The organism is Nocardia sp. NPDC059240, from assembly GCF_042753865.1.
Taxonomy (GTDB): domain Bacteria; phylum Actinomycetota; class Actinomycetes; order Mycobacteriales; family Mycobacteriaceae; genus Nocardia.
In genome coordinates this window covers 628465-649445 of sequence record NZ_JBHZAC010000005.1, presented here as the reverse complement: position 1 = coordinate 649445, position 20981 = coordinate 628465, and the positions used below count along the sequence as shown (strand labels likewise).

The 20981-nt window shown below is 63.6% G+C and carries 22 protein-coding genes; 2 read left to right on the top strand and 20 right to left on the bottom strand.

The window, feature by feature from the left end; translation table 11 throughout:
* Nucleotides 1–6: 6 nt before the first annotated feature.
* The 12 genes from ACFXHA_RS21790 to ACFXHA_RS21735 all read right to left on the bottom strand — a co-directional run bounded on the left by ACFXHA_RS21790 (nucleotide 7) and on the right by ACFXHA_RS21735 (nucleotide 13742).
* On the bottom strand, nucleotides 7–1083 hold the full coding sequence (locus tag ACFXHA_RS21790) for a hypothetical protein (protein ID WP_379359403.1): 1077 nt from the start codon (nucleotides 1081–1083) through the stop codon (nucleotides 7–9).
* A 10-nt stretch (nucleotides 1084–1093) separates the two neighbouring features.
* Nucleotides 1094–2122, bottom strand: a complete 1029-nt coding sequence (locus tag ACFXHA_RS21785; protein ID WP_379359401.1) for a hypothetical protein — start codon at nucleotides 2120–2122, stop codon at nucleotides 1094–1096.
* Between the two features lie 19 nt (nucleotides 2123–2141).
* Nucleotides 2142–3758 carry a phage tail protein gene (locus tag ACFXHA_RS21780; RefSeq protein ID WP_379359399.1) on the bottom strand — a complete coding sequence of 539 codons (1617 nt, stop codon included), beginning with the start codon at nucleotides 3756–3758 and terminating at the stop codon, nucleotides 2142–2144.
* A complete protein-coding gene (locus ACFXHA_RS21775; protein ID WP_379359397.1) occupies nucleotides 3758–4651 on the bottom strand; it encodes a phage tail protein in 894 nt (297 codons plus the stop codon). The genes ACFXHA_RS21780 and ACFXHA_RS21775 overlap by 1 nt, the downstream gene beginning before the upstream one ends.
* Nucleotides 4648–7035: a hypothetical protein gene (locus tag ACFXHA_RS21770; RefSeq protein WP_379359395.1), complete on the bottom strand. Its 2388-nt coding sequence runs from the start codon at nucleotides 7033–7035 to the stop codon at nucleotides 4648–4650. Before ACFXHA_RS21770 ends, ACFXHA_RS21775 begins: the two co-directional genes overlap by 4 nt.
* Before the next feature lie 103 nt (nucleotides 7036–7138).
* Nucleotides 7139–7366, bottom strand: a complete 228-nt coding sequence (locus tag ACFXHA_RS21765; RefSeq protein ID WP_379359393.1) for a DUF5361 domain-containing protein — start codon at nucleotides 7364–7366, stop codon at nucleotides 7139–7141.
* A 149-nt stretch (nucleotides 7367–7515) separates the two neighbouring features.
* A complete protein-coding gene (locus ACFXHA_RS21760; protein WP_379359391.1) occupies nucleotides 7516–7806 on the bottom strand; it encodes a hypothetical protein in 291 nt (96 codons plus the stop codon).
* 217 nt (nucleotides 7807–8023) lie between these two features.
* Nucleotides 8024–8611 (bottom strand): hypothetical protein, encoded by a 588-nt coding sequence (locus ACFXHA_RS21755; RefSeq protein ID WP_379359389.1) that lies wholly within the window; start codon nucleotides 8609–8611, stop codon nucleotides 8024–8026.
* A gap of 75 nt (nucleotides 8612–8686) precedes the next feature.
* The gene (locus ACFXHA_RS21750) at nucleotides 8687–9127 is read right to left on the bottom strand and encodes a hypothetical protein (RefSeq protein ID WP_379359387.1); all 441 of its coding nucleotides are present in this window, start codon (nucleotides 9125–9127) and stop codon (nucleotides 8687–8689) included.
* 18 nt (nucleotides 9128–9145) lie between these two features.
* The gene (locus tag ACFXHA_RS21745; protein ID WP_379359385.1) at nucleotides 9146–10006 is read right to left on the bottom strand and encodes an immunity 49 family protein; all 861 of its coding nucleotides are present in this window, start codon (nucleotides 10004–10006) and stop codon (nucleotides 9146–9148) included.
* Nucleotides 10003–13125 carry a hypothetical protein gene (locus ACFXHA_RS21740; protein WP_379359383.1) on the bottom strand — a complete coding sequence of 1041 codons (3123 nt, stop codon included), beginning with the start codon at nucleotides 13123–13125 and terminating at the stop codon, nucleotides 10003–10005. The genes ACFXHA_RS21745 and ACFXHA_RS21740 overlap by 4 nt, the downstream gene beginning before the upstream one ends.
* Before the next feature lie 2 nt (nucleotides 13126–13127).
* On the bottom strand, nucleotides 13128–13742 hold the full coding sequence (locus ACFXHA_RS21735) for a hypothetical protein (RefSeq protein ID WP_379359381.1): 615 nt from the start codon (nucleotides 13740–13742) through the stop codon (nucleotides 13128–13130).
* Between the two features lie 633 nt (nucleotides 13743–14375).
* On the opposite strand from ACFXHA_RS21735, the gene ACFXHA_RS21730 reads away from it, so the two are divergent.
* A complete protein-coding gene (locus ACFXHA_RS21730) occupies nucleotides 14376–14657 on the top strand; it encodes a helix-turn-helix domain-containing protein (RefSeq protein ID WP_379359379.1) in 282 nt (93 codons plus the stop codon).
* Here the strand turns inward: ACFXHA_RS21730 and ACFXHA_RS21725 are convergent.
* From ACFXHA_RS21725 to ACFXHA_RS21700, 6 genes are all read right to left on the bottom strand, one after another.
* Complete coding sequence (locus ACFXHA_RS21725; RefSeq protein ID WP_379359377.1) at nucleotides 14650–15036, bottom strand: hypothetical protein; 387 nt, start codon at nucleotides 15034–15036, stop codon at nucleotides 14650–14652. The two genes, ACFXHA_RS21730 and ACFXHA_RS21725, sit on opposite strands and share 8 nt — an antisense overlap.
* Before the next feature lie 4 nt (nucleotides 15037–15040).
* A complete protein-coding gene (locus ACFXHA_RS21720; protein ID WP_379359375.1) occupies nucleotides 15041–15286 on the bottom strand; it encodes a hypothetical protein in 246 nt (81 codons plus the stop codon).
* Nucleotides 15283–16122 (bottom strand): glycoside hydrolase family 25 protein, encoded by an 840-nt coding sequence (locus tag ACFXHA_RS21715; RefSeq protein WP_379359373.1) that lies wholly within the window; start codon nucleotides 16120–16122, stop codon nucleotides 15283–15285. Before ACFXHA_RS21715 ends, ACFXHA_RS21720 begins: the two co-directional genes overlap by 4 nt.
* Before the next feature lie 137 nt (nucleotides 16123–16259).
* Nucleotides 16260–17039: a PE-PPE domain-containing protein gene (locus ACFXHA_RS21710; protein ID WP_379359371.1), complete on the bottom strand. Its 780-nt coding sequence runs from the start codon at nucleotides 17037–17039 to the stop codon at nucleotides 16260–16262.
* Nucleotides 17040–17394: 355 nt separating this feature from the next.
* Complete coding sequence (locus tag ACFXHA_RS21705) at nucleotides 17395–18129, bottom strand: hypothetical protein (RefSeq protein ID WP_379359369.1); 735 nt, start codon at nucleotides 18127–18129, stop codon at nucleotides 17395–17397.
* Complete coding sequence (locus ACFXHA_RS21700) at nucleotides 18122–18349, bottom strand: hypothetical protein (protein WP_379359367.1); 228 nt, start codon at nucleotides 18347–18349, stop codon at nucleotides 18122–18124. The genes ACFXHA_RS21705 and ACFXHA_RS21700 overlap by 8 nt, the downstream gene beginning before the upstream one ends.
* Nucleotides 18350–18480: 131 nt before the next feature.
* Between ACFXHA_RS21700 and ACFXHA_RS21695 the strand changes: the two genes are divergently transcribed.
* Nucleotides 18481–18747 carry a helix-turn-helix domain-containing protein gene (locus ACFXHA_RS21695; RefSeq protein WP_379359645.1) on the top strand — a complete coding sequence of 89 codons (267 nt, stop codon included), beginning with the start codon at nucleotides 18481–18483 and terminating at the stop codon, nucleotides 18745–18747.
* Here the strand turns inward: ACFXHA_RS21695 and ACFXHA_RS21690 are convergent.
* Nucleotides 18670–18918, bottom strand: a complete 249-nt coding sequence (locus ACFXHA_RS21690; protein ID WP_379359649.1) for a hypothetical protein — start codon at nucleotides 18916–18918, stop codon at nucleotides 18670–18672. The genes ACFXHA_RS21695 and ACFXHA_RS21690 overlap by 78 nt on opposite strands.
* Nucleotides 18919–19346: 428 nt before the next feature.
* Entirely contained in the window at nucleotides 19347–20753 is a 1407-nt protein-coding gene (locus ACFXHA_RS21685) for a SpoIID/LytB domain-containing protein (RefSeq protein ID WP_379359365.1), read from the bottom strand.
* Between the last annotated feature and the right edge of the window lie 228 nt (nucleotides 20754–20981).

The following is a 20981-nucleotide window of genomic DNA, read 5'->3' as shown; positions in this document are numbered from 1 at the left end:
TCCCGCTCACGACGCCGTCACAGGCCGGGCCCAGCACAAGATCTGGGAGTCGCCCTGCCGATACGTGTAGTTGGAGTCACCGCGATTTCGCCGCAGTACGACGTACAGCGTCACCGCGCGGCCTGCCGGAATGACGCCGACCGCACCGTCGGGCGTCATTGCCCGGGTGGCGTAGTGCGGCTGGAAGTAGCAGAACCCGTCGGCGCCGAACGGGAATCCGGCACCGAGAGCGACGATCTGCCCCGAATCGGAGTCGATGCGCACCTCGGCGTCGATGCGGGTGTTGAAGTTGCCGATCGTCTCACTGGTGAACACCAGCGCGCCGCCCGCGATCACCGGTCGCCAGTCGACGTCCTGCGCCGGAATGCGCAGTTGCGCGATGGTATTCGGCGTGGTGCCCACATTCTGCTGAGTAGGGGCGAACCCGGGTCCGCCGTCCCATGCCTGGGCGCCGGCGATCGACCACGGGCCCCGAAGCCCCGGGAAGGGGCGCGGTGTCCACTTCTGGCCGGCCGCGTTCCAGGAGGGCACCGTGCGGTCCCGGTGCGGGCCGTCCGCATAGTCCGGGGCCTGCCTGATCGGGCCCGGACCGCCGGGTGCGCCCTGCACACCCTTGACGCCCTGCGGCACAGTCAGATTGAGCACCAGGTTCGGTTTGGTGCCGGTGACCGTCGCTTGCAGAGCGGATCCTGCCGGTCCGGTGGCGACGGTGCCGATCGTGATATCGCAGGGTGCGCCGTCCGGCCCGGACGCTCCGAAGGCATCGGTGAAGGAGTCGAAACTCGTTCCGTTCCAATACATCAGGGTATCGGTCGCCAGTACCCGCCAGGCCTTGCCGGCATGCGCGAGGCCGAGTCGGGGTGCGAGCGCGGCCAGCGCGGCCTGATCGGCGATATCGCCTTCCCAGCGGAAGGCGGCGCCCGGTTCGCCCTGCGGCCCGATATCGCCCGGGGTGCCGGTCATCAGTTCCAGGGAGCCATCACGGGGTGTGCCGTGCAGTGCCTGCGCGACCCCGGGTGTGCCCACGCCTTCGTCGATGCCGCGAATGAGCGTGGACTCGAAGTACTTTCCAACGGTTGACATGTCACCTCTTTCAGATGGGCTGGGCGTGGATGACCAGTGAGGCTTGATTGCGGGAGAAGGCGATCCGGCCGCTGCCGTTCCCCGCACGGTTGAGTACGACCGTGAAGTTCGCCGCCTGTCCCTGCGGCACCACCGCGAAGGTCGAGCTGGGCGACAGTGTCGAGACCGAGTCCTCGTCGCGGTAGGTGGTCAGCAACGGCAGATACAGGTATCCGCCGACGGATGGGCGGGTGGCGGCCAGAATCGGGCCGTCCGTGCTGTTCAATCGCACTGTCGCGTCGACCGGCGACGTCGCGCTGAACACGTGGACGTGTCCCTGCGCGACCGGACGCCACGCGAACTGCTGTGCGGGAACGGTGAAGACGCCCGCGATGATCTGCGCGACGTCGGCGTCCTGGTCGGCGTTGAAGTCCTCCTGGTACCACGACCAGGGCCCGGTGCCCAGCGGCGGCTGCAGCGGGCGAAACTTCTGCGTGGCACGGTGATACGCGAAGACGGAACCCGGCCCGGGATTGGTGGTGTTGTCGTAGTCGGGTGAATCCGCGATCTTGCCGGAGACACCCGCGGGGCCACGGGCGCCCGCCAGTCCGGCCGGAACTGTCGCCTTCAGTTGCTGATTCGCGCCCTTGCCGACGAGTTCCACCGCGGGAACGGTCAGCGTGGGATTGGGGTCCGATACCAGCACGGAGATGGTGTTGGCATCGGCGACCGGCCCCTTCGGGCCGACCGCGTGCGGCGAGTGCACCCACTGCGCGCCGTCCCACACGTCCATGCCGTCGTTATCCAGCCGATGCCACCACTTCCCGCGGTCGTCGGCGCCCAGCCCGCTGGGCCGCGCGGCGCTGGTGGGGATTTCGCCCATCTTCCGGAAGGTCGTGCGCGGACGCCCCTTCGCGCCCGGAGCGCCGACCGGACCACGCGGCAACGCGAGGTCCGCCATCTCGGTGGGGACTGCCAACTGTGCGTTCAGGACCGGCAGCCCGTCGGCGTCCGGTTGCCGAGTTATCGTGATGCGGGCGGGAAAACTGATGTCCGCCATGGTGTTTCCTCCCAGAGGATTAGAAGATGAGCAGGTCCAGATCGGCGCCGACATCGGTGGACAGATCCTTGATCGCCGCGGCGACGCGGCCGAGCCGCTGCCAGGCCTTGACGACCGAGTCCTCTTCGTCGGATCCGTCGCCGACGGTGATCTGCCAGACGGACGGGGTCTGCCGATCGTCGGTGAAGGTCAGTTCGGTCACGTAGTCGGTGAACACGTGCTCGCCGACGGCGAAGCCGATCTGATCGCCGAGCCCGAAATCCCTGCCCAGCAGGTACGGAGCGTTGTCCTCGATGGTCACCTTGTGGCTGGTGTAGCCGCGAGTCAGATGCAGGCCCTGGCGGGCGGCGACCAGGCCGTCGAGGTTGAAGGCCTTGTCACTGCCGGTGATGTACAGCTCGCGGAAGGCGTAGGGACCGGCACGGCGGGCTCGTTCCATATCCCGGTAGACCATCCAGGCCAGGAACACGTCGTTGAGTTGACCGCGATACAGCCAGCCCAGGCCGATCAGCGACAGCAGGCCCTTGATGACGACTTCGATGCCGGCGTTCACCCAACCCGGTGAACGGCCGCCGATGATGACATCGGTCGCGGTGGGCTTGTGCAGCGCGATCTCGGAAGCACCGATACCCGAGTACTCCCCTTCGAAGTACCACACCCACGGGAAGTTCCTGGTGGTGCCGAACTTGCCGGGCTGGCCGTAGACCGCCTCGTACTCGGTCGTCGAATCGAAATTCGGGTAGCGGATCGGCGTGGTGCCATCATCGGCGAATTCCTCTATCCAGGACTGGATTCCGTCCAGGAGGGTGCCGGTGCTGCCGGTCACGCCGGACTTGTCGACGGTGTCGAGCACGACGGTCGGCTTCTCGAGGTAGAAGTAGTCCGGGGCGGGCTGCTCGTCCTCGCCTGGCAGGAAGAACCGGGCGGTCAACATGACGCCGGAGTCCTCCAGCATCGGCTGGAACAGCTTGTCCGCCATGTCGAATCGTGCGGAGGCCGCACTCCAGCGACTGGTGTCGTGCAGTGGGTCGACCGGCACCACGGCGATCGGGAAGAGGGTGTTGCCCGCATTCCATTTCGGCGTGTTCGCACCGTCGGCGGGCGCCCAACCCGGCGCCTGCAACCGCATCAGGTTCATCGACAGGTACGTGGTCACCAGCGTCCGGACCGGGCCGAACAGGATGTGGTGGCGGGGGAACTGTGCCAGCACCGGGGCGAACGGCGATGCCCAGCAGCAGATGGTGGCGATGTGGTTCCAGGCGTGAATGGCCTCGATGTCGACTGTTTCGACACCGTTGTCATCGCGGACTATCGACGCCTTGGTGATGTACCCGTCCCATCGGAAACCCTTGGTGTTCACGGTGATCGGGATGGTGGCGTCCTCGCCATCCTCGTTGTTGAACAGGTGGTCGAAGTGCACCATGTCGCGTGGGCAGATCATCTTGAGACCACCGGCGGAATTGCGCGGGTAGGTGAATTGCAAGGAGAGGTAGCTGTGCTCCTCCCCCACCTCTTCCATGAATTTGTTCCAATAGCGAACCAGCACATCCGGATTGCGCGCCTGCTCCTGATCGGCATGGAACCGCTCGTCCATCCGCCGCGCCTCGTCGTACGGATCCCAGGTGCCCGCGGTCATCAGAACGGCCTCGAGGATCGGGGGGTGACCGAGGCGATGATGCTGGAGGCGGTGGTGCCGCCGTCCACCGCCACGGTGATCGCGGTGGAGGACCACGGGTCCATCGACTGCATCCACCGGCGACCCGCGAGCTGTGCCCACACGTTGACCGTTTTCGTACTGGCGCTGTCGTAGACCACAGCCGTCCGATGACGGGGGTGCGTGTCGATCCGCAGGGTCTGCGTGGCGGTCAGCGTCGGGGTCTGCACCATCCGGGGCAGGACACTGGGAAACGGGTCCAGGATCGACCATCTGCCGGGACCGTTCATGGTGTAGCGCGGCCACACCGGCTGATCTGCGGCATTGCGCAAGCGCACGATGCCCTGGCCGACGCCCGAGGTATTGGTCCACACCGAGTTCTCGTCGAAGTGCCGCTCCAGCGGATCCATTGCGGTGGCTGACATCTTGTAGACCGCCAAGGCATTTCGCGCGGGATCCACATCACCGACCGGCTCGGGCGCGGCATCCAACTGCGCCTGCTGGAATCGCCAGCCCTGATGACGCGTGTAGTACCCGACCGTCACCGGCTTGTCGGTAGACCAGCCACGGAACCAAGCATCGTGCACGGCGTGGAAGTCCCGGATCGGGTCCGTGCCGGCGTCTTTCGCGGAGTTCGAGATTGCGACCAGGAAGTCCCACTCCTTCTTGGAGCGGACCGATCGCATGAAAGTGGCGCCGTCCTGACGCGCTCCCTCCGACACCAGCAGCTGTACCGGCGCGAACATGAAGCCGGTCTGCTGGGACAAGCGCACACCCTCACGTCCGGAGTTCACTCCGGACAGGTGCCACACTCGTCCGTTGACATCCCACACGACCACCTTCGTGCCGTGGGCTTCCAATAGTTGGTGGCTCATCGCCCGAAACCTCCTCCACGTTGCTGCGCCACGGCCCGGCGCCGACGGACCCGCTCTGTCGCGATCCCGGCGCTCTTCGGGTCCATGCCGTTGAAGTTGTAGATATCGCCGCGGACGGTGTGCCCGCCCGGGCCCGCGGCCAGATCGGTGAGCCCGAATCCGGTGCCCACCAGCTCTTTCACCGCATTGCCCGCCCACTCGATGGGGCGGGTGAATTCCTCGGCGATCGAGCCGCCGATCATCGAGCCCACGAACTGACCGATGATCGGGCCCAGCGGCGCGGCAGGTCCGAGGAAGGGCGCGGCCAGGGTGCCGAGGAAGTTGCCCGCGAGGCTGCCCAGGGTCGAGCCCGCACCCGAGATCGCTCCCGTCAGGCCGCCGAGTAGGCCGTGCTGCTGCAGGCCTTGGATGCCGGATTTGAAAGCGTCGACGCCGACCTGCTGCTGTTCGTTGGGTTGCGTCGCGGATGAGGATCCCGAAGTACCCGTGGGACTCCACTCGATGCCGAACGCGTCGCTCAGCTTCTTACCGATCTGGTTGGTCCAGTCGTGGTTGGGATCGGCCGCGCTGTATGCCTCCCCAATGGGAGTCATCACCATCCGGGCGAAATCCGCGAATGTCTGCGGCGCCTGGTCACCGAGTACAGGCGCGAGCACCGTACCCAGATCCCTACCGACCTTGTCAGCAGTCAGCGTGACCAGATCGGTGAAGTTTCCTTCGCTCTTGTTGTAGAAATGGCCGTTGTCGGTGAGTTCCTGAACCCCGGCCCCACCCGCATTTCCGGTCAGCGCATCGAGCCACCCGGTACCCGTCTTGCCCGGCACCCACTGCGGTGGTTTGCCGTTGTCGGGGACGAATGCCTGCGTGGTCATGCCAGGAACGGCGGCGATCTTCGTTTCCGGCGTGAGGTAGGCCCAGCCCGAGGCCAGCGTGCCGTCCTCATTGCCCGGCAGGTATTCCCAGTGCGCCTGGTTGTCGGTGTTCCCTCCGGCTGGACTGCCGCCGTTCGGCGAGCCTGCAGGGCCGGAATTTTCGACGACGCCGCCACCATTGTCGTTCGGGGTCGGTTCGGGTGCCGAACCTCCATCGCTGTAGCCGGCTCCTGCCGCACCCGGTGCGGTTCCTGCTGCTGCACCGGATCCGGTCACCGAACTCGCCTGTCCACCAGCAAGTCCGGCCTGTACGGTCAGCGATGTGTTCAGCTGAGTGCCGAACTGCGAGCCGATCAGTCGGCCGAGTTGTTCGCCGATGACGGGCGCGAGCTCACCGGAGGGGCCGAGGGCGGGCTGGATTGCGGCACCGAGCATTTCGCCAAGTCGGCTGCCCGCGGCAGTGGCCGCGCCGCTGATTCCGGAGCCGAGTGCCGCTGCCAGCGAGCCCAGCTCACCGGACGCACCGGTCGGCGAATTCGGTTGTGCGGTACCGAGAAAACCGAGGGTGGCGGACGGGGTCGCTTGAATCGAGGCCGTCATCGGGACAGCCGATCCGGAGTCGGTCAGATCTGCGCCGTTGCGGACGGACGCTGAAGCCGCCGATCCGGGACGAGCCGCGAGCAGGCCGCCCGGCCCGAACATGGGGGCCAGGGCGGAGCCCAACGCGGCGCCTGCCCAGGAAGCCGCGTCGACCGCGGCATTCCCCAAGCCACCCAGCGTATCCGCGATGACACCCTGGCCGAGCAGGTCTCGCCACTGGTTCGGATTGCTGGGCGCAGTGGTGCGGCTCGCGTCCGCTCCGGTGAGGCTCGGCAGCATGCCCGCCAGGAAGTCGGCCGAGGGCACCCAGCCGGAATTGATCGCATCGAGCAGTGAGAGCGCTCGAGCGGCCGAATCGGCGTTGACTACGTACTCACCGCGAGAGGCTGCCAGGTGCACCAGGTCAGCGGACGATCCACCGGGGCCCGACACCAAGCCGCCGTCCGCGACGGTATCGCCCGGCTTGTAGACCAGGCCGCCGCGGGCACGCCGTACAGGGTTCTGTTCGAAGACCGAATCGCCTTGGTCCTCATTGTCTTCCGGACCACGCTGTCCGCCTCGCTTGGCGGGGTTGAGCAGCGTTGTCTTGGCGCTGAACTTGACGATCCGGGTTTCCGTCTCGTCGCTCTTCGAGGTGTCCCGCAGCAGGCTCAGGGCCTGCGATGCGACTCGGTCGGCGAAGAAGTTCGGCACATGGCCGAGCACCTCCTCGAAGGCGTGGGCCAGTGCGGTGAAGGGACCGGAGCGGCCGACCAGGGAGTTGGGTGCACCGGATCCGTTGTCGGAGACCAGAATCGGATCCTGGTCGGGGAGCGTGACAAGGGAGGTCCCCGGGGTGGAACCTCCTTCCCAGAGAGCGCCGCTGGGGAGCGTGATCCGCTTCCCTGGAGCCGGCTGCCCGCTGGTCGTCATCGCGAGAATGTCCGGCAGTGTCATCGCCGGTGGGCGTTGCTTGTCCACAATTCACATCCACTTTCTGGGCCGATTGCGCCCGAGCTCGACCACCGGCGAGGAATCACTCACTCCAGCCGAGGAATTCGTTGATCCGCTCGACGCCCATCGCCGTTCCCACGCGTTCCCGGCCGGACTCGACGCCGGGGCGGGTGATCGGCTCGGGTCGGTTGCGCCCGTTGCGGGCGTCGTCGCTCTTGGACCACACCAGCCAGCGCAGGCAGTCGGCCATCTCCGCGAGCAGGTACTGGTCGAGCCGCCAACGGTGGGCTTCGGGGTGCATGGTGCGCATCAATGCCGAATCAGGCGGCAGGAATTTGACTATGGCCTTCAGATCGCTCCAGCTCAGCGTTTCACCGCCGAGCTGACGCAACCGCAGGCCGAGGGCAATCAGGTCGTATTCGATTGCCTCGGAATGCTCTTCGAGAAGGGCATCGAGGCTCAGGATTCCCCCAGGCTGATCCCCGAGTGCGCGCGCCAGGCCTCCAACATTTCGTGGTAGGCATCCGGATCCATATCGTCCAGGGCCGCAAGCGCTTCGGGCGAGACCGCCAGCTCCAGCAGGGTGTACATGGCGTCCACATCGCCCAGGCGGCGGATCCGGCGAACCAGACCCGGCTTGAGATAGGTCAGCGACGGCAGCTCGATGTCGATGCCGTCGACCCGGTAGTGGAAGTCGTCCTTCACTTTGACGGGAGTGGTGATCGCAATGGGGGCTTTCGGGGAAGTCATTGGTACGCAGACCCTTTCGTTGAGAGGTAATGGTTGGGAGTGACTCGGAATGACTGAAGGCCCAACGGCGGCGGCGGGCCTGCGCATAGGTTTGGAATGACCGCCGCCGTTGGGGGCTTTGCAGGACGGCCGCAGCCGTCAGAGGACAGGGTTCAACCCCGTGAGAAACCCGGGGTTGTCACCCCGTCGTGGTGTTCGACGGTGAATACCGTCGGAATCAGGCGGTCTTGTTGCCGTCGTCCAGGTAGCGGTACGCCTTCACACCGGCGTCGTCCTTGAAGGCTTCGACGGTGATGGTGAAGCCCGCCAGGGCATTCGACACGAACTTCTTCTCGGTAACCGAGGTGATCTTGGCGTTCGGCAGCACGATCCGCAGCTTCTTGTCCTCGGTGAGCATGTCGAAGACCCAAGCGCGGCGCGGCAGCGGAGAACCGGTCTCCTTGACCGTGTACAGCGCACCGGAAGTGGAGGTGGCGGGGGTCGGCACGACATTGCCCGAACCGAACACCTCGCTCAGCACGTCCTTGTCCCACGCCGCGTACAGGGTCAGACCGAATCGCACCGAGTGCTCGGTCTGCAGCTGCGCGATGATATCGGCGTTCCAGTCCTTCACGGACTCGATCTTGCGCTCACCCATCGATTCGATGCCGTCCTCGGACACATAACCCAGTGCCTTGAACCCGGGATCGATGGTGCCCGCGGCACCGGTCGGCAGCGCGGTAGCCAGCGGCGCGACCAGAACACCGCCGGTAACGGCGATGTTCGGAGTGCCGGCGCCAATGTACTTGCTGGAAGGCAGAGCCATTTTCGTTATCTCCCTTGGGATTTGCGCAGGCCCTAGGGATCGGATCATTCAGTTTCGACTGCCACTAGCCCGCAGTCAGGCGAGAACTTTGCCCCGCACAATCAAGTCGGTGACAATCGTGTACCGCGGAGCGGCAGTCACCGGATCAATGTCGTTCTCTTCGCCTGCATCCGCGACGTAGTCGCACCAGACGGTGCCAAGATAACCCGGAGCGGCGGCATTGATGATGCTCCGAACCTTGGCCGCCAGATCGGCTGCACCACCGGAATCGTCGACGCACTCGAACACAACACGGGGGCGATCCAGGATCAGGTTTGCGCCGCGGCTCCCTACTTGGTCCTCTACGTCCAATCGCCCCTTACGATCGTTGCGCGAGACACGAACGAAGCGCGAAGGCCGCGGATCGGGAATTCTCATCAAAACAGGTACCGCCGCACCCGCAGACTCGGCGAGACGGGGACTGAGAAAGTCGACCAATGCCGCTTCAATGCCGGCGAATAAAATTCGCTCACCCAAAGCAATATCCTTTCGTTGTCAGATCGGAAATCCATCCAGCCAGTTGCCATTCAAGACGAGCTCAGGAATATAGCTCGACTCGACGTTTACCGGGATATTCATGTCATATGCAATGCAAGCCATCGCCAAAGGCGCGAGAGCGATACTCCCAGCAACATCCGATAGGCGATCAATATCTGATGTCCAATATATTTTGTGAAGTTCGAGAGCATCTTTGAGAGCGATATTGAACTGCGTTTCACCCTCGAACACCAGACAGTGCAAGATGTGAATGGGCGGATACAGGATGGTCTGAAGCAACCCTTCCGAAGCAATCTCCACTACCTCCGCGTATGACGCCTCGATCGTCTGTTGAAGTTTGGCATACAGACCATCTTCTTGTAGCCAGAATTTCTGCAAAGTATCCATCCAGAGATAGAGAAATTCATCAGCAGCGCCGCTGGTGCGGAGGCTCCCGGAAGAGATCCGGCAGAGTTCATTCATACGCGCTTGATCTCTACATACTATCGCCAGATAGAATGCAGTAATCCAATTTTCGACATTAGCGAAACTATTCGCCCCTATCGTAGGAAGCGATCGCACTTTCCCCGCGATCAGAGATTCTCGCAGCTCCCCTGAAGGGGATCCGGAAACAGCGAACATCGCCGCGCCCAATTGCATAGCCGTAGCAAAGGACTCACAGGTCTTGAAATACTTCGCATCACGATCCACCCAACAGTTACATTGCATGGTCAGGAGAGCGGTTCCGAACGCAAATCCTACCGATTCAGGAATATCCTCGACCGATTCGATCAGCGCTGCCAGATGCGATTGGAGATCTTCCGCTCGTCTCCGATCAGAATTCGTCGAGTGGCCATGATGTGGAATAGTTTCTTTCACGGTGCGCCGCCCTTACTGAGGTCGAAATCTCGGACAAGATATCCATCATAGCGCCCAATCCTGTTCCCAGCGGCGTCAGTGAAGACGATACTCTTCCCCCGAATCTCAAGGTACCTGAGTTTGTTCTGGAGATACGCTTCGAACAGTTCCCAGGCAACCTTGGCCGGTTCTCCGCCGCTCCTCATCATCGCAAGCAAGATACTGAATGTATACTCCCGAGTTCCTTCGAGAGACTTCTGCCCACTTGGCAGAATACGCTCATTCAGGGCAGTTTTCCTATCGGCCTTGATCTCGGCGATAATATATTCACCGTCTAACCTCGAGAGAATGCCATCGAACCTGTCGTTACCGTTAGCGGGCCCTTCCACCTCGACCCTCTTGTATCCTGAGTAGTTATCAGGAACCACCGCTTCTTGCCATACCGTCTCACCGTATAGTTCCGCCTGCTTCGTCGCTAGGTGATGTGCGGGCTTATAGTCTGCGATCCTTCTGTCCAAATCTGCTTTATTTTTGACGGTCGGATACTGGTCATGGAGCGCTCGTGCCTCGAGCTTGAGTTTCTTGAGTGCCGTCGATGCATCCGTCGAAACACGCCGATCGTGAGCTTTCGGATCCATGATCTTTGTAGTTTCCGCGTCAGAATTACTGCGGCTCTTCTCGATTCGGATCGAACCGAAGTGCGGCCGCAAAGGTCGAGGACCGTTGTCTGCTAGATCCCAAACACCTGGAGAAACTTCTTTTAGCTGCGGCGGAGTCGTGCCCGTGTGATCATGCACCTCGGTATCCAGACGATGTCCATTCTTCTGGTAATAGGCCTTTCGATATCCCTTATAGTTGTTTGCAAGCCAGACTTGATATTCGGGTATGGAATCGAAGTCCTCGGGGGTCTTCTTGACATCATCTGGGACATTCCATTTAGGCGCCGACGAGGAAGTGCCTCGACTACGCTGCTCGAATCGGCTGCCCTCCAACCAATTCCTCTGACCGGGGCTGCCGATGTACCGCGGCGAAACGCCCGCAACCGCGAATTGTGGACCGTCCGGCGGCAGTCCACCCGATTTCCATTCCCGCCATCGCGCTTCAATCCACTTATCGGCGACAATCAGCCCTGTTATCTTCGCTTCATAAACAGGAGGCTCTCGATCCACTGTTTGGGCGGCAAGATTGCCTCGCGGTCCGCTTACAGGAGGTCGACCGGAAGATATATGAGCAGACGGTTGCGCGTCGATTAGTTCCGCCCTAACTGGAATCGATCGGATGCCTTTCGTCGGAATCATCCAACTGGCGATCCCAACGGTTGCTGAGCCCATAACTGCGCCGGGGTTGTCACGGAAGCCGGACCAGTCAGTCCCGATGAGGAGTTTCGATTCTTCGTTCAGTGCAGCGAGGTAGCTGGGGACACTTCTCGAGATGGCATCTCCCAGGCTCTGACCGCCCGCTCTGTACACCGCAAGTTCTCGAATTGCTGTCATATTATGTAGGAGGACTGCGCGCCCGAAGTTGTCTACGCCCTGTGAAGTTCCGTCGAGGATTTCCTTCTTGGTGGCGAGGTGAGGGTTGTAGCCGATTGCCGTGCCCGCCATGTTGATGACATCGTTGATACCGGTCAGGCCTCCGAGTCCCTCGAGAATTCCCCCTACCATATGAACGGCCGTGAGGGCGAACTCGTGGCTCATCCACTCGTTGAAGGAACGGTCCCCCTGGCGGTTGTATCGTTTGACCTCGGCGCCGAACTTGTTGTACTCGACCGTTTCATAGCCGTCGCCGTAGTACAGCCGCATTCCTCCGCCGGGCAAGTAGGAAAGTGTGCCTCTCCGGCTTCGGCCATTGCTCTCGTCTTTGAACTTGTAGTCGAGTTTTCCGTCTTTTCCAGGCCGTCCCTCGATGAGGAGACCACCCGCACGCTCCAGCGATCCGATTACATTGCCGGCGGGACCGGTCGTCAGCGAATTCAACAGTCGACCGGAGGCGTCGAACGTCTCGTTCTTCTTGTTCGCACCGTCTTGATGGATGAAGCTCCACCCTCGGGTCTGAGGATCGAGGTATCTCTGCGCAGGATTCCCGTTGTCATCCTTGTAGAGTTCCCAGCGGCGGTTCTTTTCGTCCAGCCACCAGCCGCGGCCTTCGATATCAACCTGTCCTGCTTGGATACTTTCGATGCCGCCACCGGGATTTACGATTGTCCGGTTGAACCAAGTATTTCCGTATTGGTCCTGCAACTGATTGTCGTAGAGTCCCTTATCGTTTCGGACTCCGAGACTGATTCCGAGATAGTTTCCGTTCTCGTCATATTCAGGCTGATACGTTTTGCTGAAGTCGGCATTGGTACCGGATTCACGACTCGGCGCGCCAGAAGTCGACTGTCCGGGGGAGAACGACTGAATATAGGAATCTGCGTCCGCCGTGCGCTTGTCGATGTAGGACCCGGCGCCGGTGGAATCGTTGTTCCAACGCTGGTAGCCGCCCAGGCCATTGGCGACTACGCGTGAGCGCGTGATGGTTCCGTCGGCGTTGTAGATGACCTGGTCGACGGTTTGGGTTCCGTTGCCGAAAGGGATCGTGTTTACTCGGCGAATCCCGTTGGGATTGCCGGGCGTTGGAGGTAGGACCTCTTCCCAGGTGTCGCCTTCCTTATGGCCTGTGACGTCGGGCAACCCGAAGACATGTTCATCTGCACCTGCCGGTACGACACTGACGGTCTCCGGCTGTTGTTGCGAGGCGTCAGGTTGCGCCGCCTGGGGCTGGCCTGATTGCACCGCTGGTTGCTGCGAATTCGGTTGCGGCTGCTGAGCCGATTGCGGATTCGCGGGAGGTTGTTTGGCCGGTTCGGGTTGTGGGCGAGGGATGTCCGCAGGGTTGAGTCCGGGGACCATCTGGCCGGTCTCAGGGTCCTTGTGCATCGGGACTATGGGAGTCGGTCCCAAATCGCCACCGGGCGCGTATGGGTCCTGGATCCGAACGCTGATCGGCTGGAGGCCTGGAATAGACTGGCTACCAGCAGAAGCGAGTAGATCTTGCCCGGCAACTATTCGCGCGAACTGTTGTACGGCGTCAGCGCTCGATCTGACCGAGAGATCGTGAACCTCACCGGTGGCAGCCTTGGACGAAGTCATCGTCATGATCACTCATCTCGGGCGTGCCGCGCTTGTTCGATGCGCTGGCGGAGTTGGTTGACCAGGGCGGCGTAGGCGTCGGTTTTGGTGGGGGCTTCGGCGGCGAGGCCGCGGGGGTGGGTGGCGGACCAGAAGCCCTCGTCGGTCTTGGTGACCTGGATGTCTTCGAGGTTGTAGAAGTCTTCGGGGTCGGGGGCGGGCCAGTTGCCGGCGGCGTCCCTGGTGATGTGGATGCCGGTGTCGAAGACGCCGGGCTGGCCGCCGGGGGTGGGGGTCCAGCGGATTTCCTCGAGCTCGGGATCGACTCGGACGCCGCGCTTTACGAGGTATTCAGCAACGCGTACAGCCTGTTTGATGCTGGTTACGGTGGGCTCGGCGAGCTTTCGGCCGACTCCGCTCTGCCATTCCGGGAGGTGGATGACGGAGAGTTCCTCGGCGAGGGCGCGGACTTCCGGGGAGAGCTCCTCGGTGTCGCGATGTTCGGAGAGCTTGCCGGAGAGGGACTGCTGGATCAGGGCGAGGAATTCGGGGGTGACCAGCTGGCCGGTATCGGTTTTCACGTACTCGGTAGCGGGCTGGTGGTTGCCGAAGCGGATGGATTCGAGAACTTCCTTGTCGGACATCGGATTCGGAGACCTTCCGGTACGAGGGCGTGGCGAAATCCCGGGCCCACTGCGGGCTCGGGTTCGAGAGATGGGGTGGGTCCCGTCCCCGGAGAGGGGAGGTCGGGGACGGGACCCGTTGCGCCCCTTCGGCGTGACGACCGATGTCTGCTACCGCGGACCACCTGCGGGAGACGGGTGCGCCGGAAGGGGCGGGTGTGAGGGGCCGGTATCAGGCCTGGGTATTGACGATTTCGTCGGTGTAGGGGACGTACTGCAAGGCCCCGTACGGGTGAATCAGACCGAGGTCGACCGCGCCGGCGGGAAGCTCTCGATCCGGGCCGGCGGCGACGCTGACCGCACTTTCTGCATTGCTCTGCTCTCCAAAGTTGGTCGGACGGGAAGTTGGGTGCCCCTGCGCTGCGACCGGGCCTGCGACCGTGGGACCACCGACGGGAGGCGCGGGAGCGCAGGGGCGGGCATGCGGCGAGCTCGACCCGCTGTCAGGAACCGATGGAAGGTTTCCGGGGGCTGGCCGCATGGGCTTCGAAACGATCGCTCGATCGAAAATCACTGGTAGAGCCATTGATTCAAGCGACGTTCACAAGACTGGCTGTTTGCTGGGAGACCCGGCCGGACTTCACAATGTTCCATATGGAACTGCGTGAACTCCACGACGACATCAACCGCGCGGTGGGTGACGAGTTGCGGGCCGCTCGCGCACGCCGCGACCTGACCCGGCCACAGCTGGCCGAGGCGTCGGGGGTCGCGATCAGTACGATTCAGCGCTTCGAGAACGGTGAACGCTCACCGGACATGCATCAGCTGTTCGCGCTGTGCAACGCACTCGACATCTCGCCGCTCGAGATCATGGATCGGGCGGTGCGGATCGTCAAAGGTTCCCTGTCATCGGGTTCGCTCGGTGACGTCAGGTGATGGCCCCGTTGAACTCGACCTCGTCCATCAACTCTCTGGACATGTGCAGTTCCGGGATCCGGCCGTGCTGAGCGGCCTCTATCACACCCCGCAATACCGCCAGGGCCTCACGGAAAAGACCTGTGACTCTGGTCAATTCGCGTATCGAGGCTTCCTGGGCCGCCTCTACGGCGTCGAGGCGGCCGGTGACGTCGCGCAACTCCTGGGAGACTCGCGCGAGCGTCTCGAGCGCGATGTCGTTCACGTTCTTGGCCGCCGCGACCTCGTACCGCAAGCTGGTCATCGGCTGCATGCGACGGGCGCGCAGCCAGCTGAAGAAGGCCGAGGTGCCGGTGCCGCCGAGGAATGTGGCCACGGCCAGTAGCAGCGTGTCGAACAAGCGATCACCCTGCCTCGGGCGCGACGATCTCGTCGATGGCGGCCACGAGCGCCGGCTCGTTCCTGACGATCCAGACATTGGCGCTGCGCAGGGCCTCCATCATCACCAGCAAAGCGGCTCCCACACCGGCGTATTCGACCGGTGCGAACTGGAACAGCGCGACGGAGACCGCCAGCACATTGACGATTCCGCCGATGACCGAGACCACCGCCTTCGCATTGCGCGCCACGAACGCGCCGGGCACGCTCACGACGCCACCTTGCCCGGATCTGCCTGACCGGCCACGGGGACTTCGAGCAGGTGGGCCACCGCGTCGACCAGGGTCAGGCTCTCTCCCTGCGCATTTCGGCCGAGTTGTGGCCAGCCCTGTCCATCCGGCCCGCGCAATTGCGCCCAAATCTCCAGCACCTTCGAGTAAAGGTCCGTCTGCTGTTCGTCGGTGAGTGCCATGAGAACTCCCTGGGTAGTAGGTGCTGTTCCGAGCAGTGCCCGGAGTTGGTCGAGGGTGCCTGTGAAGGCATTGGCATCCACGCGATGTCCGGCCACGACGGCAGCATCGGTGAACTGGAGCAGGTCGATGGTCTTGCCGCCGAATCCATCCCAGAATCGAGAGTCGTCGCCCGGATACAGGGCGGACGCGGAGCCGGAGCCGGAGACGTAGCTCGACTGGATCAGGCCGGGCACCCGCGAGAGATCGGGGGAGCCGATCCGCTGCCAGTACCAGCGCGGGATATACGACAGGCTGACGGCCCGACCACGAGCGCGTACCGCGTTCACGAAGGCCCAGAAGGTCTCGATCCCACCGGAATCGGCTTCAAAGTCGACCATGATCGCGGCATCGCCGAGGTGCGCGAGATACAGCTCCGCCTGAGCGTCGACATCACAGTCGTCACGCAGATAGTGGTATCCGGCCACCAGTAATCCGTTGGCGTGCGCGGCATCCCGATACGCGGGCCAGGTGTAGTCGATGAATCCGTCGCCCTCGGTCACCTTCGCGAAGACGAACTGGAATCCCTCGCGGGCGACCTCCGCCAAGTCGACGTCAGGGCCGTTGTTGTTGGATATGTCGATCCCGAAGATTGTCATGGTGTCTCCTCGTGTCCTGCGCCGATGACGAGGGCATGGATATTCAGAGCTCGGTCACAGACCGAACAGCGGCAGGATCAGCGGAAGCAGATCGCCGATGAGCTTGATGAGATCCTGGGCAATGGTGAGCACGTTGTTCACCTCCTCTCCGGTAGGTCGAAGTCGTTGAGGATGGCCGCCAGGCGATCGCAGTAGCCGCCCTCGAGGTAGGCGATGTTGTGCGCTCCACCCTCGAGGTAGCCGCTCATGAGCGCGGCAGCGCGCGTCCACAGCTCCCACGTCCGCACCGGACGCAGCCACCACCCGAAAGACGCGGGCTGCCAGCGATTGCGACGCAGCCGATCGGCCAGATCGGCGCTCCAGCCGCCGAGTTCGGCGAGACCGAAGGCGGACACCGTGTCGGCGAGCGCACGCAGCGGCGAATCCGCCGGGCACGAGGTGATGGCGTCGAGCGGATTCGCGACCTCCCAGATCGGGAACTCGTCGGGCCACGCCCCGCGCTGGCCGTTGATTCCGAATCCGATCGGCCGTTCGTCGATCGAATCACCCTCACGCCGAAGCGGATTGGCGATGTTCGCGGCCCAGGCGATCTCACAGTCGGGGTATTCACCGCGTGCCTTGGCCTCGAGAAACCTGGTCACGACTTGCGCACCGAGGCTGTAGCCGAGGATCCCGACCTGGTTGGGAGTCGCATGGATTGCTGCCACGAGTGCCGCGACGCCTCGATCGATCGACTGCAGTTCCGAGCATCCATAAAGACCGCGACCGGGGTTGGCGGGCCCGATGGCGGCCGGGTAATCGACATCAGGCCCGATCTCGTACTTGCCCGGATCCAGTCGGCCGGTGACCCCGGTCAGCAGGTTGCGCGGTGACGCGAGCGGTTCCCCGGTGCCGCGGCAGGTCAGAACTGTGATCACACGAAATCACCTTTCGGGCACGCCTTTTCGGGCGGTGGCCGAAGCCGTACCGCCGGGCGGGGGGTCGGGAAATGGGACGGCCCCACCCGCGGAAGGAGATGCGGGTAGGGCCGTCGAATGCTTTCGTGGAAATGAAAGCGGCTGAAGCAGTGGGGATCCCGGTGAGTTTCGGGAGAAGGCGCAACTGTGGCGCTGCAATCAGCTTCACGTAAGCGGATCAGAATGTCAACACCCAAGCTCAATTTTCTTTAAACCTGCTGGTAGACAATGGTTTACGAACGCCGACGGCCGCCGGATCATGCCGGAAGGCGATGATGCGGCGGCCGTGTCGCGAGCAGAGAACAGTGGGACCCGGTCAGTCGGTCGCCCCGTCCACCACCCGCAACAGGGGCTGATGGACCTCGTTGCGTGAGACGGTGGATTTGCGGCGGCGCACCGGAAACGCAAGGTGCGCGTCGAGCACCTCGCCGACGATGAACTGCTCCGGCCAGTCCTTCGCCCACGGACCGGGCACCGGAGCGACCCGGCCGGCATCACGCAGCGTCTGAATGCGGCGCACCGTCACGGCGCGGACTGGCTCGCCGAGTTCCTTTGCAAGGGTGGCGATTCCCGAAGCACTGAGGCGGGCGCGGCGTGCGGATTCCAGTGCGTCGACGGATACGACGATCGGCGTCGGAGGTGGGCAGACGATGCGTTCGACCGCGACGACGGCCGCCCGAATCTCGGCCGGAGCGGTGTCGGCGCCTTCGGTCATGGCCAAAGCGATCACCTTGGCGGCCAACCAGCGGGCCAGATCGGGAGTCGAGGTACCTCCCGCGTAGTCGATCGCTCGCTGTTCACAGACCAGGCGAACCCAGGAGACCAACACCGCGTGCAGATGGTCGCGCGCAGCGGCGGCGCCCACACTGAACGGCAAAGGCTGATCACCGGATCGCGCGCTCAGTCGCGTATTGGCGGCGCCCAGACGCACGCGTCCGGCGACGGCGTCCTCCAGATCCTCGGCGAGATCCGGTATCCCGCCCAGCAACGCGACCAGCTCGCGCAATGCCGGCACGTCGATGTAGAGCTGATCCGGGTCGATCTCAGACATCGGCCGACCCCGATCGCGTCAGCAGCTGCGTGGAATCGCAGTCCAACACCACAGTGACCAGCACCAATTCGGCCACGGTGAACGGCGAGGCGGCCGCCAGGCGGGCGGTCAGCACCGCGGCGTCGAGGCCGGTTCGCGCGGCCAACTGCTCGACATCGAGGCCTGCTGCACCCATGGCATGCGCGATGCGGTCGGCCGTCTGTTGATCTAGCAAGTCCATACGGGCCACGCTAAGGTCCAAACGGACCGGTATCAAGTCCGAACGGACCTGTTGCCTAATCGTGACCTTGATGCGACTCCCAGCACATTCACAGCCTGGAGTGTTTGCCCAAATTCCATTTGGACCTCATCATGGTCCGTATGGAACTGCGGGACCTCCACGACGGCATCAACCGCGCGGTGGGCGAGGAGCTGCGCGCTGCCCGGGGGCGGCGCGGCCTGACGAGACCCCAATTGGCGACGGCCTCGGGTGTCGCCGTCAGTACTATCCAGCGCTTCGAGAACGGCGAACGCTCACCGGATATGCATCAGCTCTTCGCGCTATGCGATGCACTCGATGTCTCGCCCATCGAGGTGATGGATCGGGCGGTACAGCTCGTCAAGCGAAGCGGGCAGTAATTCGCCCAGATCCCAGCCGACCGCTTCCGACGCCAGGAAGAGGTCGGCAACGGTGGCCGTGCCGCACACGATGCGCTCGGCCAGTTCGAAATCCAGTCGCGCTGCGACCAGGTCCAACGTTTCAGGATCAAAAATTTGCATGAACCACGCGGCCAATGCATTTGCGGACACGGTGCACTTACCCCTTCCATGAATCCGCCGACAGCGGACCACCAACCATCGACCCGACCGGGTCCTGAAAGACCGCCGACGAGTCGATGGTGGCAAAAGGGCACTACGCCGAGCCTGCTCGACCCCCACGACAGCAACATCCTCCGCGCGGCCCCCATGCCGCGACGGTGCGCACCGACCTACCGCATACATCCACCTGCCCGTGATGCCCTGGGGCACAACACCTTCAATTCAAGGTCAACGACCGGAGTATACACATTGCGACAGGTGGTACTCAGTTTGTCTCTCGCGCAATAAATCCGACTAAAACAAGTCGGCGTTATTACCCGCGAGTTCTTGAATGGAATAGCCGGTGGCTCGAATCCGTCATCGAATCCGTCAAGCTCTTGCTTTTCGTATTTCCTTGCAGCACAGAGAGACTCGTGGAGCTACTTCCGATTACCAGCGGGCGCGATCTGAACCGTGACGGAGTTCGGGTTGGGCGAGGTGGGCGGGGTCGGGGTGGAGGCTGTGCGCGGGGCCGGGGTTGCCGAGGGCATGGCCGGACGGACGGGAATCTCCGGGGTCGCGGGGTCCGGTGCCCAATGCGAGTCGGACAGTAGCGAATTCGGGTCGGCGCTGCCCGGGTTGGGGAAGGCCGGGAGTGGGACATTGACCCGGCTGCGGTTGTTGGGGGTGGGGCGGACCGGGGTTGCCGGGGTGGAATTGCCTGGGACGGCGGGGGTTTCGGTGCCCGGTGTGGTGTTGGTGGGGTCGGTATAGGTCGGGTCGGCGTAAGTCGGATCCGGGGTGACTGCGTCCGGTGCCGCAGGTGTGTTCGGATCGGCTTCCGTTGGGGCCGGGTTTGTTTGGGGCGGGTTGAGGAAGGGGAGGCTCGGAAGGCCTGGGGTTTGGGCGGCCGGGAAGTCGGTGAGGGCGGGGCCTATTTCCATTGCCGAGGCGGGGGTGGGGAGGCCGCCGTCGGGGGCGGCGGAGTATTCGGCGCGGAGGAGGTGGTTGTCGCGGGTGAGGACCTTGCCGGAGGTGGCTTCGACCGCGGCGGTGGTGCGGGGGTCTTCCTTGTCGGTGCCGACGTACATCTGGCAGTCGGTGGTGTCGCAGGTTTGGGCGTAGGAGTAGCGCTGTTCGGCCAGCGCGTAGGAGCGGGCGGCGATGGCTTGGGCGCGTAGGGCTTCCGCGCCGCCCTGGTCGGCCCAGCCGGGGACCATTTCGGCGGGGACCACGCCCTTGAGGTAGTCGTCGAGGTCGAGGTCGTTGACGGTGCGCAGCGAACCGCCGTCGAGGGCCACGCCGAGGACGCCGCGGTAGGCGTTGCCGCCGCAGATTTCGAGTTGTTCGGCGGCGGGGCGGTCGGTGCCGTCGGTGACGGGGTAGGCCCAGGGGTCGTCGGTGGAGCCCTCCCAGAGTTTGGCGCCGTCGCAGCCCTGGGTGATGGTGACGTCCGCGCCGGCGGCGGTGGGCGTCAAATGCGCTGCCTGGCCGGGGATTACGCGCCGGTCGGCGACGTAGAAGACGGAGTCGGAGGCGATGTCGAGGGTCTTGTCGTCCTGCTCCATGAGGCGGACGCGGACCGTGGTCGGGCCGATATCGGCGAGATCCGCGCCGGCGTAGTAGTTGGCCAGGATGCGGTCGGCGGTCCAGCCCGCGACGGCCTTGTCGAAGGCGCCGTTCTGGCTGAGGCCGCGGCCGTGTCCGGCGCCGGCGGTGAAGAGGAAGGCGTTGTCGGGCCAGGCCCAGAGCAGTAGGGCGGTGCCGCCGGTGGTGGCTGCGACAGCGAGGGACAGGGTGAGCAGACCGCGCCTTCTACGGCGCTGCGCTAGGTACCCGTTCGGCATGTCATACCCGTTCTGTCGAGAGCCGAAGCTACATTCGAGTTACCCAAAGCTAAGCCTCAACCATACGTTCAGAGAATGTGACAGTAGGGACTAGTGTGATCGCTGATGCGCCGAGTGGCAAGCTCGCACTCCGGGCGCGGTTAGACGGATTTACCTCGAATGGGAGATGCTCGTGCCGTATCGCAGACCGAAACACGCCATAACGCTCCCGGTTGTCACCGTCCTCGC

Excerpts from the sequence above, each read along its gene's own strand:
- ACFXHA_RS21790 (WP_379359403.1), bottom strand. The coding sequence starts at position 1,083 with ATGTCAACCGTTGGAAAGTACTTCGAGTCCACGCTCATTCGCGGCATC.
- ACFXHA_RS21785 (WP_379359401.1), bottom strand. The coding sequence starts at position 2,122 with ATGGCGGACATCAGTTTTCCCGCCCGCATCACGATAACTCGGCAACCG.
- ACFXHA_RS21780 (WP_379359399.1), bottom strand. The coding sequence starts at position 3,758 with ATGACCGCGGGCACCTGGGATCCGTACGACGAGGCGCGGCGGATGGAC.
- ACFXHA_RS21775 (WP_379359397.1), bottom strand. The coding sequence starts at position 4,651 with ATGAGCCACCAACTATTGGAAGCCCACGGCACGAAGGTGGTCGTGTGG.
- ACFXHA_RS21770 (WP_379359395.1), bottom strand. The coding sequence starts at position 7,035 with ATGACGACCAGCGGGCAGCCGGCTCCAGGGAAGCGGATCACGCTCCCC.
- ACFXHA_RS21765 (WP_379359393.1), bottom strand. The coding sequence starts at position 7,366 with ATGCGCACCATGCACCCCGAAGCCCACCGTTGGCGGCTCGACCAGTAC.
- ACFXHA_RS21760 (WP_379359391.1), bottom strand. The coding sequence starts at position 7,806 with ATGACTTCCCCGAAAGCCCCCATTGCGATCACCACTCCCGTCAAAGTG.
- ACFXHA_RS21755 (WP_379359389.1), bottom strand. The coding sequence starts at position 8,611 with ATGGCTCTGCCTTCCAGCAAGTACATTGGCGCCGGCACTCCGAACATC.
- ACFXHA_RS21740 (WP_379359383.1), bottom strand. The coding sequence starts at position 13,125 with ATGACGATGACTTCGTCCAAGGCTGCCACCGGTGAGGTTCACGATCTC.
- ACFXHA_RS21735 (WP_379359381.1), bottom strand. The coding sequence starts at position 13,742 with ATGTCCGACAAGGAAGTTCTCGAATCCATCCGCTTCGGCAACCACCAG.
- ACFXHA_RS21730 (WP_379359379.1), top strand. The coding sequence starts at position 14,376 with ATGGAACTGCGTGAACTCCACGACGACATCAACCGCGCGGTGGGTGAC.
- ACFXHA_RS21715 (WP_379359373.1), bottom strand. The coding sequence starts at position 16,122 with ATGACAATCTTCGGGATCGACATATCCAACAACAACGGCCCTGACGTC.
- ACFXHA_RS21705 (WP_379359369.1), bottom strand. The coding sequence starts at position 18,129 with ATGTCTGAGATCGACCCGGATCAGCTCTACATCGACGTGCCGGCATTG.
- ACFXHA_RS21700 (WP_379359367.1), bottom strand. The coding sequence starts at position 18,349 with ATGGACTTGCTAGATCAACAGACGGCCGACCGCATCGCGCATGCCATG.
- ACFXHA_RS21695 (WP_379359645.1), top strand. The coding sequence starts at position 18,481 with ATGGTCCGTATGGAACTGCGGGACCTCCACGACGGCATCAACCGCGCG.
- ACFXHA_RS21685 (WP_379359365.1), bottom strand. The coding sequence starts at position 20,753 with ATGCCGAACGGGTACCTAGCGCAGCGCCGTAGAAGGCGCGGTCTGCTC.